This window comes from Enterobacter sp. BWH64, from assembly GCF_001037645.1.
Lineage (GTDB): Bacteria > Pseudomonadota > Gammaproteobacteria > Enterobacterales > Enterobacteriaceae > Enterobacter > Enterobacter hormaechei_C.
On sequence record NZ_KQ089922.1, the window covers coordinates 2,422,709 to 2,438,469 of the forward strand.

Here is a 15,761-nt window from a genome sequence, read left to right on the forward strand (position 1 = left end):
CGCTTGTGATGCGAGGGAGTTCACTTTATGGGGATTGGGGAAGAAATGCCGGGTGGCGCTGACGCTTACCCGGTCTACAAAACCAGAGAAAGTAGGCCGGGTAAGGCTAAGCCGTCACCCGGCTAAAAAGCTTACGCCTGCGTCTCCATCCAGTCAGCCAGCGTATACAGCGTTGCGCCTTCTGCGGCCATATCCATAAACGCCTGAGCGCTGTCATGCGGCTGAATATTCACCCCGCGACAGCCGTCGGTGATGACATTCACGGTATAGCCCAACTGGAGCGCATCCAGCACGGTGAACTTCACGCAGTAATCCGTCGCCAGGCCCAGCACAATCAGCTCGGTGATCTCATGGTGGCGCAACCACGCGTCCAGCGCCGTCTTCTGACGATGACCGTTATCAAAGAACGCGCTGTAGCTGTCGATGGTTGGGTTTTCACCTTTGTGGAACACCGCGTCGATGGCCTTCTGGTTCAGCAGCGGATGCAGCTCAGCGCCTTCCGTCTGCTGCACGCAGTGATTGGGCCAGAAGGTTTGCGCCAGCCCGTCCAGTTCGCCCTGGCTGTAAGGCTCAACGTTGTGCTGGCTGGCAAAGCTGCCGTGGTTTGCCGGATGCCAGTCCTGACTCGCCACCACCGCTTCACCACGAGCTTTACACCACTCAATCAGCGAATTCGCGACGTCTACGGTGCTGTCGCCTTCCGCAACGGCCAGCGCACCGCCCGCACAGAAATCATTTTGCAAATCGACCAGTAACAGGGCGCGTTGCTTCATGAGACCTCCTTATTCGTCCGGCGTCAGTTCACCGCGCAGGTTTTGCATCATGGCGCGGCGAATGGAATCAATATCCAGATCCTGACTCAGTAAATAGTGAAGTTTAGTCAGCGTTGCCTCAACGGTCATATCGAAACCACTGATCACGCCAGCGTGCGCCAGGGCATTACCGGTGGCGTAGCCGCCCATATTGACTTTGCCGGACATACACTGGGTGAGGTTGACCACCACAATCCCGCGATCGCTCGCCTCCTGAAGCTCTTTCAGGAATTCACCGTTCTGCGGGGCGTTACCCACACCATAGGAGCGCAGGATCAGCGCCTTCACCGGCTGGCGCAGGAAGTTGCGCACCACGTCGGCGGAAATACCCGGATAAATCGTCACCACGCCGATCGGCTGCGGGGTGATCGGGTGAACGATCAGTTCGCCTGCGGTATTTGGCGCGGGCGGCGTGCCCAGACGACGGATATGGATCCCCGCTTCCAGCAGCGGTTGCAGGTTAGGTGAGGCAAAAGCGTCAAAGCCATCGGCGTGCGCTTTAGTGGTACGGTTCCCGCGGTACAGCCGGTTGTTGAAGAACAGCGTTACCTCGTTGATCGGGTAATTAGCGGCCACGTACAGGGAGTTAAGCAGGTTGATCTGCCCGTCTGAACGCAGTTCCGCCAGCGGGATCTGCGAGCCGGTCACGATGACGGGCTTGCTCAGGTTCTCCAGCATGAAGGAGAGCGCCGAGGCGGTGAACGCCATGGTGTCGGTGCCGTGCAGGATCACGAAGCCGTCGTACTGGTCGTAATGGGCTTTAATATCGTCCGCAATATGCTGCCAGTCTTCCGGCGTCATGTCGGAGGAGTCCATCAGCGGCTCATATTCGTGGATGGTAAAGTCCGGCATTTCCGGACGGTGGAATTCAGGCATCAGCGCCAGCTGGCGCTGTAAGTGGCCGGAAACCGGGATATAGCCATTTTCTGAGCGCTGCATACCGATGGTACCGCCGGTATAGGCGACATAAATTGATTTCTTCTGCATGGTAATGAGTTCTTGTTCTTCAAAAGAAAAAATCCCCTCTTCACGGGAAGAGGGGACGGTTTTTAACGCACGTTCGCACAGGTCAGGCAAAACGCGTAGCGGCTTTGTGGATCATTAAAGGCTGCGAGCTTGTCGCTCTCTGCTCTCATGGCTTTCGCCGCGGTCGCCACCGGCGCCGGCAGATAAGCCTGAAGCGCGTCCGGCAGCATGGCACGAACGGAGCCGGACATGCTGTCCATGACCATATCGAAGAACGTTGGTTCGTCCTGATAATAGTCCACGTGCCACTGCTTGAGCTTCGCCAGCTCCGCCGCTTTCTTCACGGCGTCGTCGAAGTCACCCAGGCTGTCTACCAGGCCGTTGCTCTTCGCGTCCTGGCCGGTCCAGACGTGGCCCTGAGCGATCTGGTCAATCTGATCGGGCGTCTTTTTACGGGAGTCCGCAACAAGCGTGATGAAACGTTTATAGCCACTCTCAATGCTGAGCTGCATCATCTCAGATACCTCAGGCGGCAGGGATTTGGTAACGGACACGTCCGCCAGCGGCGAGGTGGAGACGCCGTCGGTGTGGACGCCGAGATAATCCAGGCTGTTCTCTACGGTGTTGATCACGCCGAAGATGCCAATCGAGCCGGTCAGCGTGCTTGGGTTAGCCACAATGTAGTTGGCTGGCGTCGAGATCCAGTATCCCCCGGAAGCCGCCATGCCGCCCATCGAGACCACTACCGGCTTGCCTGCGGCGCGCGCGGCGGCCAGTTCAGCACGGATCACTTCAGAGGCGCTGACGCTGCCGCCAGGGCTGTTCACCCGCAGGACAATCGCCTTCACTTTCGGATCCAGGCGCGCATCGCGGATCTGCGACGCGGTGGTGTCCCCGCCGACGTTCCCCGGCGTTTCTTCGCCATCCATAATGGCCCCGTTAGCAAACACCACGGCGATGCTGTCACCGCTGTCGTCCGGCTTTTTCGCGGCGTAGTCATACATGCTGATGGCGCTGTAGTTTTTATCCTCTTTACTCCAGCCGAACTGTTTGGTCAGCGCTTTTTCAATTTCAGCGCTGGAACCCAGCTGATCGACCAGTTTGTTATCAAGCGCGTATTTCGCTGTATCGCCGTCCACCATGCGCAGGCCGTCCAGCACGCCGCGCGCGCCCGGGAAGACCTGCTCAGCGGTAATCTGACGGTTAGCGGCAATGGTGCCGAGGTAGTTCTGCCACAGCTCGCCAATCCAGCGGCTGTCCGCTTCACGGGCGGCAGGGGACATATCATCGCGGATAAACGGCTCCACGGCGGATTTATAGGTCCCGACGCGGAAGACGTGGGTAGTGACCTTCAGCTTGTCGAGCAGCGTTTTGTAGTACAGACCGTTAGTGGCGAAGCCATGCAGATCGACCGTGCCCTGTGGCGAAAGCCAGATCTTATTGGCAAAGCTCGCCAGATAATATTGTCCCTGGGTGTAGCTGTCGCCAATGGCAATAACCGGTTTACCGCTGTCGCGGAATTCGCGCAGCGCCTTACCGATGTACTGCATTGACGGCTGATCGGCGCCGGCAAAATCTTTCAGGTCCAGCACGATACCGGTAATGTTACGATCGTCTTTAGCCTGACGGATGGTGTCGACGATATCAAACAGGGAGTTTTCCTGAAGACGGTCTGACGTTGCGCCGAACAGCTGGCGACCAATCACGCCCAGACGGTTGCTGGTCGATGGCTTATCAACAATCACCCCGGTGATATCGAGTAACAGCGCGCCGCGCGTCGAATGCTGCGACTGGTTTGCGTTGCTGATATGCATCCAGATACCTGCGCATACCAGGACCAGGAAGATGAAGAAGATGTTCATCACCAGGTTGCGGACGAAGTTGAGCAGTCGCCACGTCCATTTAAAGAAACCGGCAAAGATTCGCCAAAGGGTTCGCATGTATTCTCCCTAACCAGAAAAGGACTGTTTCCGTCGCCACGGGACGGTAATGTGCGGTTATCGTAATGACCCAACCGCCACTTGTCAGCAGGAATCGCCTGCCACGCTGTAACAAATTCTGCTGTCGTGTTAATTTTGTGAGTAAATTTCATGAAAGGAGTTAACCAATGGACGCACTTGAACTGCTTGTTAACCGTCGTAGCGCTTCCCGCCTGGCCGAACCGGCACCCGTCGGCGAGCAGCTGGAAAACATTCTGCGTGCCGGAATGCGTGCGCCGGACCATGGCACATTGCAGCCGTGGCACTTCTTTATCATTGAAGGCGAAGGGCGCGACCGCTTCAGCCAGCTGCTGGAGCAGGGGGCTGTTGCCGCAGGCCAGGATGAGAAGGGGATTGATAAAGCCCGCAGTGCGCCATTCCGCGCGCCGATGATCATCGCTGTCGTGGCGAAATGTCAGGCCGACCATAAGGTGCCGGTCTGGGAGCAGGAAATGTCCGCAGGCTGCGCGGTAATGGCGATGCAAATGGCCGCCGTCGCGCAGGGCTTCAATGGCATCTGGCGCACCGGACCGCTGACCGAGAGTTCGGTCGTGCGTGATGGCTTTGCCTGTGGTGAGCACGATAAAATTGTCGGCTTCCTCTATCTTGGCACCCCGCAGCTTAAAGCCTCCAGCACCATCAGCGTGCCAGACACCACGCCTTTCGTCAGCCGTTTCTGATAAGCCGCGCTAAACTGTCTGGATTCTGAGCATCCGCCGCAGAATTCAGACAGTCATACTTACCTCTTTATGGAATGAGCGCTACCATAGCGCGATTGAGATGACAGGAGACGTCCATGAGCGAGCAAACCATTCGTTTAACGCAATACAGCCACGGAGCCGGTTGCGGTTGTAAAATTTCCCCGAAAGTGCTGGAGACCATCCTGCACAGTGAACAGGCGAAGTTTGTCGACCCGAACCTGCTTGTCGGTAACGAAACGCGTGACGATGCAGCGGTTTATGACCTGGGTAACGGCACCAGCATTATCAGCACTACTGACTTCTTTATGCCGATTGTCGACAACCCGTTCGACTTCGGGCGCATTGCGGCCACCAACGCCATCAGCGATATCTTTGCGATGGGCGGTAAACCGATTATGGCGATCGCCATTCTGGGCTGGCCGATTAACACCCTCCCGCCGGAGATTGCCCGCGACGTGATCGAAGGCGGACGCTTTGCCTGCCAGCAGGCGGGTATTGCCCTGGCCGGTGGTCACTCTATCGATGCGCCGGAGCCGATCTTCGGCCTGGCCGTCACCGGCGTGGTGCCGACCGAGCGCGTGAAGCGCAACAGCACGGCGCAACCGGGCTGCAAATTGTTCCTCACCAAGCCGCTGGGCATTGGCGTACTGACCACTGCCGAGAAGAAATCCCTGCTGAAGCCCGAGCATATCGGTCTGGCAACGGAAGTGATGTGCCAGATGAACCTCGCCGGTGCGGCATTCGCCAATATCGACGGCGTGAAGGCCATGACCGACGTGACCGGTTTTGGTCTGCTGGGGCACCTCTCTGAAGTCTGTCAGGGCGCGGGCGTGCAGGCGCAGGTCTGGTATCAGGATGTGCCTAAGCTGCCGGGCGTGGAAGAGTACATTGCTCAGGGCGCAGTGCCGGGCGGGACGCAGCGCAACTTCGCCAGCTACGGCCATTTAATGGGCGAAATGCCGGAAGCGTGGCGTAACCTGCTGTGCGATCCGCAAACCTCCGGCGGCCTGCTGCTGGCGGTGACGCCGGAAGCTGAAGCTGACGTTCAGGCGACGGCTGCCGAGTTTGGCATCACCCTGACGGCCATTGGTGAGCTGGTGACCGCCCGCGGTGGTCGACCGATGATTGAGATCCGTTAATTCGATGCGGTTGTTTATTGCCGAAAAGCCGAGTCTGGCGCGTGCCATCGCCGATGTGCTGCCCAGGCCGCATCGCAAAGGCGACGGCTTTATCGAATGCGGTAACGGGCAGGTGGTCACCTGGTGTATCGGTCACCTGCTTGAACAGGCGCAGCCGGATGTCTACGACAGCCGCTACGCCCGCTGGAATCTCAACGATCTACCGATTGTGCCGGAAAAATGGCGTCTCCAACCGCGTCCTTCCGTCACCAAACAGCTCAACGTCATTAAGCGCTTCCTGCATGAGGCGACGGAAGTGGTCCACGCGGGTGACCCGGACAGGGAAGGGCAACTGCTGGTCGATGAAGTGCTGGACTACCTGGAGCTGGCGCCGGAAAAGCGCCAGCAGGTGCAGCGCTGCCTGATCAACGACCTCAACCCTCAGGCGGTAGAGCGGGCCATTTCACGCCTGCGCGCCAACAGCGAATTTATTCCCCTGTGTGTCTCCGCGCTGGCGCGTGCCCGTGCGGACTGGCTGTACGGGATCAACATGACCCGCGCCTACACCATTCTCGGGCGCAACGCGGGTTATCAGGGCGTACTCTCCGTCGGTCGTGTCCAGACACCGGTGCTGGGGCTGGTGGTGCGTCGCGACGAAGAGATCGAAAATTTCGTCGCCAAAGACTTCTTCGAAGTCAAAGCGCATATCGTCACGCCGAAAGACGAACGCTTTACCGCCGTCTGGCAGCCAAGCGATGCCTGTGAGTCATATCAGGACGAAGAGGGACGGCTGCTGCATCGCCCGCTGGCGGAGCACGTGGTCAACCGCATTACCGGCCAGCCCGCAATCGTCACCAGCTATAACGACAAACGGGAAACGGAGCCCGCACCGCTGCCGTTCTCCCTTTCGGCGTTGCAGATTGAGGCGGCTAAGCGCTTTGGTCTTAGCGCACAGAACGTGCTCGATATCTGCCAGAAGCTCTACGAAACCCACAAGCTGATCACCTATCCGCGTTCGGACAGCCGCTATCTGCCGGAAGAACACTTCGCCGGACGCCACTCGGTGATGAATGCCATTGGCGTCCATGCGCCGGATCTGTTGCCGCAACCGGCGGTAAACCCGGATACCCATAACCGCTGCTGGGACGATAAAAAAGTCGATGCTCACCACGCGATAATCCCGACGGCGCGCACCAGCAACGTCAACCTGACCGACAACGAAGCAAAGGTCTATAACCTGATCGCACGTCAGTATCTGATGCAGTTCTGCCCGGACGCGGTGTTCCGCAAGTGCGTTATTGAACTGGAGATTGCCAAAGGCAAATTTATCGCCAAAGCGCGTTTCCTCGCGGAAGCGGGCTGGCGCACGCTGCTCGGCAACAAAGAGCGTGACGAAGAGAACGACGGCACGCCGCTGCCGGTCGTGGCCAAAGGCGACGAACTGCTGTGCGAGAAGGGCGAAGTGGTTGAACGACAAACCCAGCCGCCGCGCCATTTCACCGACGCGACGCTGCTGTCGGCCATGACCGGCATCGCCCGTTTTGTGCAGGATAAAGATCTGAAGAAGATCCTGCGCGCCACCGACGGTCTGGGGACGGAGGCGACCCGCGCGGGGATCATCGAACTGCTCTTTAAGCGCGGCTTCCTGGAGAAAAAGGGACGTTACATCCATTCAACAGAACCGGGCCGGGCGCTAATTCATTCGCTGCCGGAGCTGGCCGCCAGGCCGGACATGACCGCGCACTGGGAGTCGGTGCTGACGCAGATCAGCGAAAAGCAGTGCCGTTATCAGGACTTTATGCAGCCGCTGGTAGGGACGCTTTATCAGCTGATTGACCAGGCGCGCAGTACGCCAGTGAAGCGATTCCGGGGAATGGTCGCCCCGGGCGGCGGGGCGAAGAAACCGTTCAAAAAGAAGAAAAGCGCAGCCAAAAATACAACCGCTTAAACCGTAGGCCGGGTAAGGCGAAGCCGCCACCCGGCGAAAAGCCCGGTGGCGCTAACGCTTACCGGGCCTACAAGGGCGAAAATGCAGCGAAACTAAATCACACCCTGTCCGATCATCGCATCGGCCACCTTCACGAACCCGGCGATATTCGCCCCGCGCACGTAGTTAGTTTGCGAGGCCTCGCCGCCGTACTCCACGCAGGCGTGATGAATATCGAGCATGATGTGGTGCAGACGGGCATCCACTTTCTCTGCCTTCCAGCCCATTCTCGCGGCGTTTTGCGCCATTTCCAGACCGGATGTTGCCACGCCGCCAGCGTTCGCCGCCTTGCCTGGCGCAAACAGCACGCCCGCGTCCAGGAACAGGTCGGTCGCTTCAATAGTGGTGGGCATATTTGCCCCTTCCGCTACCGCTTTCACGCCATTGCTAATCAGCGTCCGGGCGGCATCCACGTCCAGTTCGTTTTGCGTCGCGCACGGCAGGGCGATATCCACCGGCACGCCCCACGGCTGTTTACCTTCCAGATAGGTCAGGCCAAATTCACGGGCATAATCCGCTACCCGACCGTCACGGCTGGCTTTGATTTCGCACAGACGCGCCAGTTTTTCTGCCGTAAAGCCAGCTTCATCCACCACGGTACCGCTGGAGTCGGAGGCGGTCACCACGCGCGCGCCAAACGCCATCGCTTTCTCGATAGCGTACTGCGCCACGTTGCCGGAGCCGGAGACCGCCACGCGCATCCCCTCGAAGCTCAGCCCGTGACGCTTAAGCATCGCTTCGGTGAAATAGACCAGACCATAACCCGTCGCTTCCGGGCGAATCAGGCTACCGCCAAACGACAGACCTTTGCCGGTAAAGACGCAGGCGCTGTTGTTGGAGAGCTTTTTCATCATCCCGGCCATAAAGCCCACTTCACGCCCCCCCACGCCGATATCCCCGGCAGGAACGTCGGTATCCGGCCCAAGGTGGCGATAGAGCTCAGTGACCAGCGCCTGGCAGAAGCGCATCACTTCGCCTTCGCTCTTGCCTTTCGGATCGAAATCACTCCCGCCTTTACCGCCGCCCATCGGCAGGGTAGTGAGCGCATTTTTAAAGGTCTGCTCGAAGCCGAGGAATTTCAGAATCGACAGGTTCACCGAGGGGTGGAAGCGCATCCCGCCCTTAAACGGCCCAATGGCGGAGTTAAACTGCACGCGCCACGCGCGGTTGACCTGCACCTGATTGCGGTCGTCCACCCACGCCACGCGGAACTGGATGACGCGCTCCGGCTCTACCAGACGTTCAAGCAGCGCCATCTGACGGTAACGCGGATTTTCCTCAAGGAAGGGCCACAGGGTGGTCATGACTTCACGAACGGCCTGGGCAAACTCGCTTTGGTGCGGGTCGCGCTGCTGAACATGGGCAAGAAAGCTTTCCAGAGAGCGTGTCTGATCCATAGATATAAGAACCTCTTATAATAATTTATGCGTGTGGCGTAGATGTTTTGTGTCGTTTTTTTGACTATACCACCCGCACCGCTTTGAGAGGCAAGCAGAAATTTATGCCGCAAGGGAAATTAATGACAGGGCGCGCGTCATAACCAAAAGCGATGACGAGATAAATTAAAGATCCCGTCCGGATCGACCGTTATAGATATAAACGATGCAAAGGAAATAAAGTCTATGAACCGTTACGCAATGGCCGCGTTATGTTTGATGGTGTCCGCCGGGGCACAGGCTGACCGCATTCGCCCGGATGTCGAGGTCAACGTGCCGCCAGAGGTCTTTAGCGCTGGCGGCCAGCGTGCGCAGCCGTGTAATCAGTGCTGTATCTATCAGGATCAAAACTATTCCGAAGGCGCAGTAGTCAAGGCAGATGGCGTGCTGTTGCAGTGCCAGCGTGATGAACGCACCCTCAGTACAAACCCGCTGGTCTGGCGTCGCGTAAAAGAATAAACGCTTCCAGCAGCGGTATATCCGCCGGGGCTAAAGCATACGTGAACGCGTCTTCTGGCGTGCACCATACCAGCGCCGAGTGATAATGCGCCTTCAGCTGACCGCTAAATTCAGGCACATGCCAGGCGTGGAGGTGAATCAGCCGCTGCGACACCTCCCGCTGGTGGCTTGCCACATACCGCGCGGGCACGGCTTCAATGCCGAGTTCTTCGCGCAGTTCGCGGATCAGCGCTTCCGGCTGGGTCTCACCGGCTTCAACCTTCCCGCCCGCAAATTCCCACATTCCTGGCTGATCGGCATGTTCGGGACGCTGCGCCAGCAAAATCTTGCCCTCTTTTTCGAGGATGGCCGCAACCACATCGAGTGTTTTCAGCATGTTCGTCAATAATTAATAGCGAAAAACGACATATTATCGTGCCCTTCCAAAGAGTCCAGTCATCAGGAGAATCAGGTGAAAGAGACATCCGCCTGGGTTGCGCCCATGGAAACCCTTCCCGTCAGCCTCAGCCCCATCGCCGCCATGCAGAAAAAACACTTCGGCGCGGTGCTGAACCCCACGCGCTGGTGGGGGCGTATGCCGCGTCTTTTCTGGCTGGTGGCGCTGTTTGTCGGCTATCTGGAGCGGCGCAATGCGCGATTGACCCCGGTTCTGCGATCGCTGCTAATGACGCGGATCTCGCAGATCTGCCACTGCGCATTTTGTATTGATGCCAACAGCCTGCGTCTGGCCGAGCGGAGCGGGGCGCTGGATAAAGTGCAGGCCGTCAGCGACTGGCAAAATTCCACCCTGTTCAGCGAAGAGGAGCGCGCGGCGCTGGCCTATGCGGAAGCGGTCACCGCCACGCCACCTCAGGTGGATGAAAATATCAAAAGTCTGCTGAAGCGCCACTTTACGGAAAAGACCATCACCGAAATGACGGCTCTGATTGCCTTTCAGAATCTTTCCGCCCGCTTTAACGCCGCGCTGGATATCCCGGCTCAGGGGCTGTGCGCCAAGTTTAAAGGTAAACCGCATGCTGGATAAACATCTGCACCCCCGACTGAAACCCGGGTTAAATCAGCTGGCCGCCACGCTGGATAAACCGTTTATCACGCCTGATGGCTTAACGCTCGCCGGGTTTGCGATTGGCGTGCTGGCGTTACCGTTTCTGGCGCTGGGCTGGTATCCGGCGGCGCTGATCGCCATTGTGCTGAACCGGCTGCTGGATGGTCTGGACGGCGCGCTGGCGCGTCGCCGTGGCCTGACGGACGCGGGAGGATTTCTTGATATCGCCCTCGACTTCCTGTTCTACGCCCTGGTGCCGTTTGGCTTTGCGCTGGCCGCTCCGGCTGATAACGCGATCGCCGCCGCCTGGCTGCTGTTCGCGTTTATGGGGACGGGCAGCAGCTTCCTGGCCTTTGCCGCGCTGGCGGGGAAGCATGATATCGACAATCCCGGCTATGCGCACAAGTCGCTTTATTACATTGGAGGATTAACGGAAGGAACGGAGACCATCGCGCTGTTTGTGCTGTGCTGCCTGTTTCCGGCGCATTTCGCGCTGTTTGCCTGGACATTTGGCGCGTTGTGCTGGCTGACCACCACAACGCGCATCTGGAGCGGTTATATCACGCTGAAATCACTTCCCCGCTAGCGTGCGCTTTCCGGTCCGCGCTCCCCGGTGGAGACCGGGTTCTGCGGATGGCTGCTCCATTCGTACCAGCCGCCGTCGTAGACGGCAACGTTCTGCCAGCCCATCGCGCGGGCGTACATAAAGGCTTCAGACGCGCGCCAGCCGGTACCACAGTAAAACGCAACGTGCTGCTCCGGCAGGATATTCCATGTTTTCCACATGGCGGCAATATCATCGGCGCTGCGCATGGTGCCATCCGGATTGTGGAAATCTTCCATGTGGGTCGCGTCGCTGCCCGCATGGCCCCAGCGCGCACCGGCAATCTCACCTTTTGGCTTGATATAGCTGTAGCCGCTGGTTTCACCGATAAACTCTGGCCAGGAACGAATGCTCACCAGCGAGGCGTCCTGACGGTGCAGCATTCCCCGGGCCTGCTCCATATCCACCATCAGCCGGGGCTGGCTCGGGATCGGCGCGCCAAAATCAGGGGCTGGCTTCACCTTTGCAGGCGTTCCGCGCTCAACGGGCAGGCTGGCGTCGGACCACGCCTTCCAGCCGCCATCCAGAATTCGCACATCCTTCACGCCCGCGTAGAGCATGATCTGCGCCACGCGCGCGGCGGCATACACGTCGCGACCGTACAGAATGACGGTGGTATCGTGACTGATCCCGTGCTTCGCCAGCATCGCTTTCAGCTTTTCGTCAGAGACCTTATTCCACAGCGGTTCGCTTTCCACTTCATTGGTGTCGATATAGCCCGCACCGGGAATGTGGCTCAGGAGATAAAGCTTCGGCGCACCCCAGCCAGCCTCGATCACCTTCCATTCTCCGGCTGGTGCGGCGGTAACGGGTTTGCCCTGCTGCAACTGGCGGATCCACTGCGGATAAACCAGCTGTTCGAAATGTGCCAGACGTTGCAGACGGTCGGATTGTTGCAGGGCATCGCTCAGGGTGGAGACGTGGGTAAAGCCCGCTTTCTCCAGCCGCGCTTTGACGGTCTGGTTGTCATCATCGTTGCCATAGAGCGCGACCGGCATGTCTGGCGTAAGCCGATGTTGTTTTGCCCAGCCGCTGAGCTGTTCATCGCTCATTGCCCCAAGCCAGCTGGCAGAGAGATTAAGCGCGGCGGGTTCATGCCCGGACGTTCCGCTCAGGGTCTGCGGCCAGCCGTTATAGAACGCACTGACGCGCGTATCAATTACCGCGCCGTTTTGCGCCTGGAGCTGGTCCAGCGTGAGGGAGTGGGGCATATCAGCCGCCGTGGAGGAGAGTGAGGCGAGGCCGCAGATCAGGGCCAGCGCGGTCAGTTGAGAAACACGTTTCATCGAAAAACCTGACGTCATTAAAAGAGGGGGGCATTGTCGTCTCTCCTGAAGCCAAAAACATTGCGTTAGCACATTATTGCCAGCGAGAAATCTCAATCACCTCGCCGCCGGGCGGAATATCGTCCTCATCATGCGTGACCAGCACCACCGGGATCCTGCGCTGGCGAGTAACCTCGAATACCCACGCCCGGAATGAGGCGCGCAGCGTTTTATCCAGTCGACTGAACGGCTCGTCGAGCAGCAATGCCTGCGGCTGGGCGAGAAGAGCGCGCAACAGGCTGACCCGGGCGCGCTCGCCGCCGGACAGGGTCGCCGGATCGCTGGCGTAGTGGTTTGCCAGCCCGGCAGTGTCCAGGGCCTGTTCTACCGCGTTGCGGCGGGCGCGCCCGACGATGTGCGCCGGCAGCGCCAGCATCAGGTTTTGCCCCACGCTGAAGGCGTCAAACAGCAGGGCATCCTGAAACAGAATGCCGATCCCGCGCGTTTCCACGGGAAGCATATCGCAGCGGCGATCGTTCAGCCACAGCTCGCCGTGCGCCTTAAAATCAGCGGATAACGCCCCCACCATCCAGGCGAAAAGGGTCGATTTCCCGCTCCCGGAGGGCCCCATCAGCGTGACAATCTCCCCCGCCGGGACGCGGAAGTTGACCTCACGGAAGAGTGGCGCAATGGTGAGATTTTTCACGTTCAGCATTAACGTAATCCTTGTCTGTGACGGCCCACGAGCCGGGAGAGCAGCGCGGCAAGGGCAAATACGCTGCTGGTCAACAGCAACAGACCCAGCGCCCGGCTGGCGAGGATCGGAATGCTGCCGCCGCTGCTGAGGGCGACCGCCTCCGTCGTCAGGGTGGTGAAACGTCCCGCTCCCAGCCAGAGGGTCGGCATGTACTGGGCCATGCTCACGGAAAAGCCGGTGGCAAAGGCCAGCAGGGCCGGACGAATCATCAGGGGGCATTTCACCAACCAGAAAATTTTCGCCTGTCGCCAGCCCAGCGTTCTGGCGGTGAGGATAAGCCGGGGATCGAGCCTGCGCCAGGCCGGTTGCAGCACCAGGAGCATCCACGGGAGGACCCAGAGCATATGGCTCCAGAGCACCGCAGCGTACTGGCCGTCGATGCCCAGCCACAGCGCCACGGCATATTGCCCGGACACGAGGGGCAGCGCCGGGAGGGCGAGCGGCAGCCAGACCCACACCGCGCCGCGCTGGGGTCCCCGCTCAAGCCAGAGCATGAGGATGGCCAGCGCTGTCAGGCTGGACAGCAGTCCCAGTGAAAGGCTGTCGCTGACGGGGCCGATGTCGTCCCGGCGTGCCAGCATCAGCAGAACCAGCGCACAGAGGACGCCGCACAGCGGCAGTAACCCGCCCAGCGTCCGTGCGGGCAGCGCAGTATGCGAAGCGCGACGAACTCCGGAGGGGTCACGCTGGGCGCGCCGCCATGCCGTCCAGAAGCCGTATCCCACCGCGGCAAGCGCCGCCAGCAGCAGGAGCAACACCAGACACAGCAGCGTTCCCTTTGTTTGCTGTTGTGCATCGCCCTGGGTGAGCCACTGCCAGGCCAGCACCGCCAGCGTCGGCGGGTTGCCCGGCCCGAGCACGATCGCCACATCCACCACGGAAAGCGACCAGGCCAGCACCGCCAGCATGACAGCGCCCAGCGCGGGGGCAATGGCCGGGAGGACGAGCCAGTTGAGCGCCTGCATGCGTCCGTAGCCGAAGGTATGCAGGACAATTTTCTGCTGTGCGAGGCGCTTTTCAGGCAGCGCGGCGTAAATTGCCCACAGAACGAACGCGCTCTCTTTGACCGCAAGCGTCAGGCCAAGCCCGATACCGTAGCGGTCAAGCTGCGGCGAACAGACTGTACAGATCCGGTAAAACTGCCCTCCTTCCGCAAACAGCAGCAGCGCGCTGGTGGCGAAGGCGACGTGCGGCACGGCTAACAGCCACGGCAGACGGGTGCTCAGGCGCTGCCAGCCTTCACCCGGCCAGAGAAGCGCAAGCAGGATCAGGGCGATAAACAGTGAGCCCAGCGTCGCGATAAGCGTGGAAACCAGCGTGGCGGCCAGCGCCTGCGGCAGCTGCGGGTCGGCAAACAGCGCCGCCCAGTTGCCGGGAGAAAACGCCGGGGCCAGCAGCATGCCGCTGGCGGGAAGCAGGGGCAGATAGATGACCGCCATTGCCGCCCAGACCAGCCCGCTTAGCGGGTTCCGTAGCGGCGAAGCCATTCCTGCTCCAGGGCGTTAACCCAGGCGGCGTGCGGTTCGGGAAGCACATCAGGCGTGTCTGAGGGGGTAAAGGCGCGAAGCTGTTTTGCCGCTGTCGCAGGCAGTTTTTCGCCATCCAGCACGCTCGGGTCACCCCAGACGGCAGGATTGGCTTTGCGGATCTGCGCCTGCGGTGACAGCAGGAAATTGGCCACTACCTTCGCGCCTGCGCTCGCGCTGGCGTTTGCCGGGATAGCGACAAAATGGACGTTGCCGATCATGCCTTTGAGAAAGCCGAAACTGTAGCTGTCGGCAGGTAATTCACCGCTCGCCACCTTTTGCATCGCATGGGCGGGGTTAAAGGTGAGCGACAGGTTCAGACTGCCGCTGGCCAGCAGCGTATCCATTCGTGCAGGCGACGGAGGAAAATCGTTCCCTTCGCGCCACAGCAGGGGGTGCAGCGTATCAAGGTAATCCCACAGCGGCGCGGTGACCTGCGCAAAGGTTCTGTCTGGCGCGTTTTTTAACGCCTCCGGATGGGCGGTCAGCGCCAGCAGTAGCTGCTCAAGAAACGCCGTGCCGGTAAAATCCGGCGGTCGCGGATAGCTCACCTTGCCAGGGTGCTGTCGGGCGTATACCAGCAGCGCGTGGGGATCTGCCGGTGGTGTCGGCGTACTCGCTTTACGGGCGATAAAGGTTAATTGCGCGCCGCCCCACGGGGATTCTGCCCCATCGGTCGGGATGGCAAAATCTTCCGTTACCGGTTTACGGGTATCGACGTAGCGCCAGTTGGGCAGGGTTTGCGCCCAGCCGGTGAGCAGCAGGTTTGCCGCTTTCAGGTTGCGGAAGTTTTCCTCGTTTACCCAGAGTAGATCCACCGACCCGTTACTGCTGCGTCCTGCGGCATGTTCCGTCTGGATCCGCTTCACCGCGTCGGCGGCATCGGCCAGATGAACGATCTTCAGGTTGACGGCGTAGTGCGTTTTCATCTCGCCGCTTACCCAGTCGAGGTAGCGGTTAACGGCCTCGTCACCGCCCCAGGCGTTAAACCAGACGGTCTGCCCGGTGGCCTGTTGCTGAATGGATTGCCAGCTCTCTGCGGCGAAGGCAGAGGTTGCCAGCAGCAGACTCGTCAGAAACGCGCAAAAACGCACCCGGCGCATAAT

At 59.8% G+C, this 15,761-nt stretch carries 15 protein-coding genes; 6 read left to right on the top strand and 9 right to left on the bottom strand.

Annotated elements, in window-relative coordinates; all coding sequences use genetic code 11:
- Positions 1 to 131: 131 nt before the first annotated feature.
- From pncA to sppA, 3 genes are all read right to left on the bottom strand, one after another.
- The gene (pncA, locus tag SK50_RS11635; protein ID WP_015570777.1) at positions 132 to 773 is read right to left on the bottom strand and encodes a bifunctional nicotinamidase/pyrazinamidase; all 642 of its coding nucleotides are present in this window, start codon (positions 771 to 773) and stop codon (positions 132 to 134) included.
- A 9-nt stretch (positions 774 to 782) separates the two neighbouring features.
- Positions 783 to 1,799, bottom strand: coding sequence for an asparaginase (gene ansA, locus SK50_RS11640; RefSeq protein WP_023303507.1), 1,017 nt, complete (start codon positions 1,797 to 1,799; stop codon positions 783 to 785).
- Positions 1,800 to 1,861: 62 nt separating this feature from the next.
- Complete coding sequence (gene sppA, locus SK50_RS11645) at positions 1,862 to 3,718, bottom strand: signal peptide peptidase SppA (RefSeq protein ID WP_045911632.1); 1,857 nt, start codon at positions 3,716 to 3,718, stop codon at positions 1,862 to 1,864.
- Between the two features lie 167 nt (positions 3,719 to 3,885).
- Between sppA and SK50_RS11650 the strand changes: the two genes are divergently transcribed.
- The 3 genes from SK50_RS11650 (at position 3,886) to SK50_RS11660 (ending at position 7,524) form a co-directional block, all read left to right on the top strand.
- A complete protein-coding gene (locus SK50_RS11650) occupies positions 3,886 to 4,437 on the top strand; it encodes an NAD(P)H nitroreductase (protein ID WP_023296329.1) in 552 nt (183 codons plus the stop codon).
- Between the two features lie 116 nt (positions 4,438 to 4,553).
- Positions 4,554 to 5,597, top strand: coding sequence for a selenide, water dikinase SelD (gene selD / locus SK50_RS11655; protein WP_015570773.1), 1,044 nt, complete (start codon positions 4,554 to 4,556; stop codon positions 5,595 to 5,597).
- 4 nt (positions 5,598 to 5,601) lie between these two features.
- Positions 5,602 to 7,524 (top strand): DNA topoisomerase III, encoded by a 1,923-nt coding sequence (locus SK50_RS11660; protein WP_017384681.1) that lies wholly within the window; start codon positions 5,602 to 5,604, stop codon positions 7,522 to 7,524.
- A 92-nt stretch (positions 7,525 to 7,616) separates the two neighbouring features.
- Here the strand turns inward: SK50_RS11660 and gdhA are convergent, their stop codons facing one another.
- Positions 7,617 to 8,960 carry an NADP-specific glutamate dehydrogenase gene (gene gdhA / locus SK50_RS11665; protein ID WP_015570765.1) on the bottom strand — a complete coding sequence of 448 codons (1,344 nt, stop codon included), beginning with the start codon at positions 8,958 to 8,960 and terminating at the stop codon, positions 7,617 to 7,619.
- A 225-nt stretch (positions 8,961 to 9,185) separates the two neighbouring features.
- On the opposite strand from gdhA, the gene SK50_RS11670 reads away from it, so the two are divergent.
- Positions 9,186 to 9,458 (top strand): YnjH family protein, encoded by a 273-nt coding sequence (locus SK50_RS11670; protein ID WP_017693608.1) that lies wholly within the window; start codon positions 9,186 to 9,188, stop codon positions 9,456 to 9,458.
- On the opposite strand, the gene SK50_RS11675 is transcribed toward SK50_RS11670, so the two are convergent.
- A complete protein-coding gene (locus SK50_RS11675) occupies positions 9,418 to 9,834 on the bottom strand; it encodes a pyrimidine (deoxy)nucleoside triphosphate diphosphatase (RefSeq protein ID WP_017693607.1) in 417 nt (138 codons plus the stop codon). The two genes, SK50_RS11670 and SK50_RS11675, sit on opposite strands and share 41 nt — an antisense overlap.
- A gap of 75 nt (positions 9,835 to 9,909) precedes the next feature.
- Here SK50_RS11675 and SK50_RS11680 point away from each other — a divergent pair, with 75 nt between their 5' ends.
- On the top strand, positions 9,910 to 10,482 hold the full coding sequence (locus tag SK50_RS11680; RefSeq protein WP_017693606.1) for a carboxymuconolactone decarboxylase family protein: 573 nt from the start codon (positions 9,910 to 9,912) through the stop codon (positions 10,480 to 10,482).
- Entirely contained in the window at positions 10,472 to 11,089 is a 618-nt protein-coding gene (locus SK50_RS11685; RefSeq protein ID WP_017693605.1) for a CDP-alcohol phosphatidyltransferase family protein, read from the top strand. The genes SK50_RS11680 and SK50_RS11685 overlap by 11 nt, the downstream gene beginning before the upstream one ends.
- Here SK50_RS11685 and SK50_RS11690 read toward each other — a convergent pair.
- From SK50_RS11690 to SK50_RS11705, 4 genes are all read right to left on the bottom strand, one after another.
- Positions 11,086 to 12,393 carry a sulfurtransferase gene (locus SK50_RS11690; RefSeq protein WP_026094317.1) on the bottom strand — a complete coding sequence of 436 codons (1,308 nt, stop codon included), beginning with the start codon at positions 12,391 to 12,393 and terminating at the stop codon, positions 11,086 to 11,088. The two genes, SK50_RS11685 and SK50_RS11690, sit on opposite strands and share 4 nt — an antisense overlap.
- A gap of 73 nt (positions 12,394 to 12,466) precedes the next feature.
- Positions 12,467 to 13,087: an ATP-binding cassette domain-containing protein gene (locus tag SK50_RS11695; RefSeq protein ID WP_015570760.1), complete on the bottom strand. Its 621-nt coding sequence runs from the start codon at positions 13,085 to 13,087 to the stop codon at positions 12,467 to 12,469.
- Positions 13,087 to 14,616 (bottom strand): ABC transporter permease family protein, encoded by a 1,530-nt coding sequence (locus tag SK50_RS11700; RefSeq protein WP_017693603.1) that lies wholly within the window; start codon positions 14,614 to 14,616, stop codon positions 13,087 to 13,089. The genes SK50_RS11695 and SK50_RS11700 overlap by 1 nt, the downstream gene beginning before the upstream one ends.
- Positions 14,589 to 15,758, bottom strand: coding sequence for an ABC transporter substrate-binding protein (locus SK50_RS11705; protein WP_075553099.1), 1,170 nt, complete (start codon positions 15,756 to 15,758; stop codon positions 14,589 to 14,591). Before SK50_RS11705 ends, SK50_RS11700 begins: the two co-directional genes overlap by 28 nt.
- Between the last annotated feature and the right edge of the window lie 3 nt (positions 15,759 to 15,761).

Bases quoted from the DNA above. Each gene is read 5' to 3' on its own strand.
- pncA (WP_015570777.1), bottom strand. From the start codon at position 773: ATGAAGCAACGCGCCCTGTTACTGGTCGATTTGCAAAATGATTTCTGT.
- ansA (WP_023303507.1), bottom strand. From the start codon at position 1,799: ATGCAGAAGAAATCAATTTATGTCGCCTATACCGGCGGTACCATCGGT.
- sppA (WP_045911632.1), bottom strand. From the start codon at position 3,718: ATGCGAACCCTTTGGCGAATCTTTGCCGGTTTCTTTAAATGGACGTGG.
- SK50_RS11650 (WP_023296329.1), top strand. From the start codon at position 3,886: ATGGACGCACTTGAACTGCTTGTTAACCGTCGTAGCGCTTCCCGCCTG.
- selD (WP_015570773.1), top strand. From the start codon at position 4,554: ATGAGCGAGCAAACCATTCGTTTAACGCAATACAGCCACGGAGCCGGT.
- SK50_RS11660 (WP_017384681.1), top strand. From the start codon at position 5,602: ATGCGGTTGTTTATTGCCGAAAAGCCGAGTCTGGCGCGTGCCATCGCC.
- gdhA (WP_015570765.1), bottom strand. From the start codon at position 8,960: ATGGATCAGACACGCTCTCTGGAAAGCTTTCTTGCCCATGTTCAGCAG.
- SK50_RS11670 (WP_017693608.1), top strand. From the start codon at position 9,186: ATGAACCGTTACGCAATGGCCGCGTTATGTTTGATGGTGTCCGCCGGG.
- SK50_RS11675 (WP_017693607.1), bottom strand. From the start codon at position 9,834: ATGCTGAAAACACTCGATGTGGTTGCGGCCATCCTCGAAAAAGAGGGC.
- SK50_RS11685 (WP_017693605.1), top strand. From the start codon at position 10,472: ATGCTGGATAAACATCTGCACCCCCGACTGAAACCCGGGTTAAATCAG.
- SK50_RS11690 (WP_026094317.1), bottom strand. From the start codon at position 12,393: ATGAAACGTGTTTCTCAACTGACCGCGCTGGCCCTGATCTGCGGCCTC.
- SK50_RS11695 (WP_015570760.1), bottom strand. From the start codon at position 13,087: ATGCTGAACGTGAAAAATCTCACCATTGCGCCACTCTTCCGTGAGGTC.
- SK50_RS11700 (WP_017693603.1), bottom strand. From the start codon at position 14,616: ATGGCTTCGCCGCTACGGAACCCGCTAAGCGGGCTGGTCTGGGCGGCA.
- SK50_RS11705 (WP_075553099.1), bottom strand. From the start codon at position 15,758: ATGCGCCGGGTGCGTTTTTGCGCGTTTCTGACGAGTCTGCTGCTGGCA.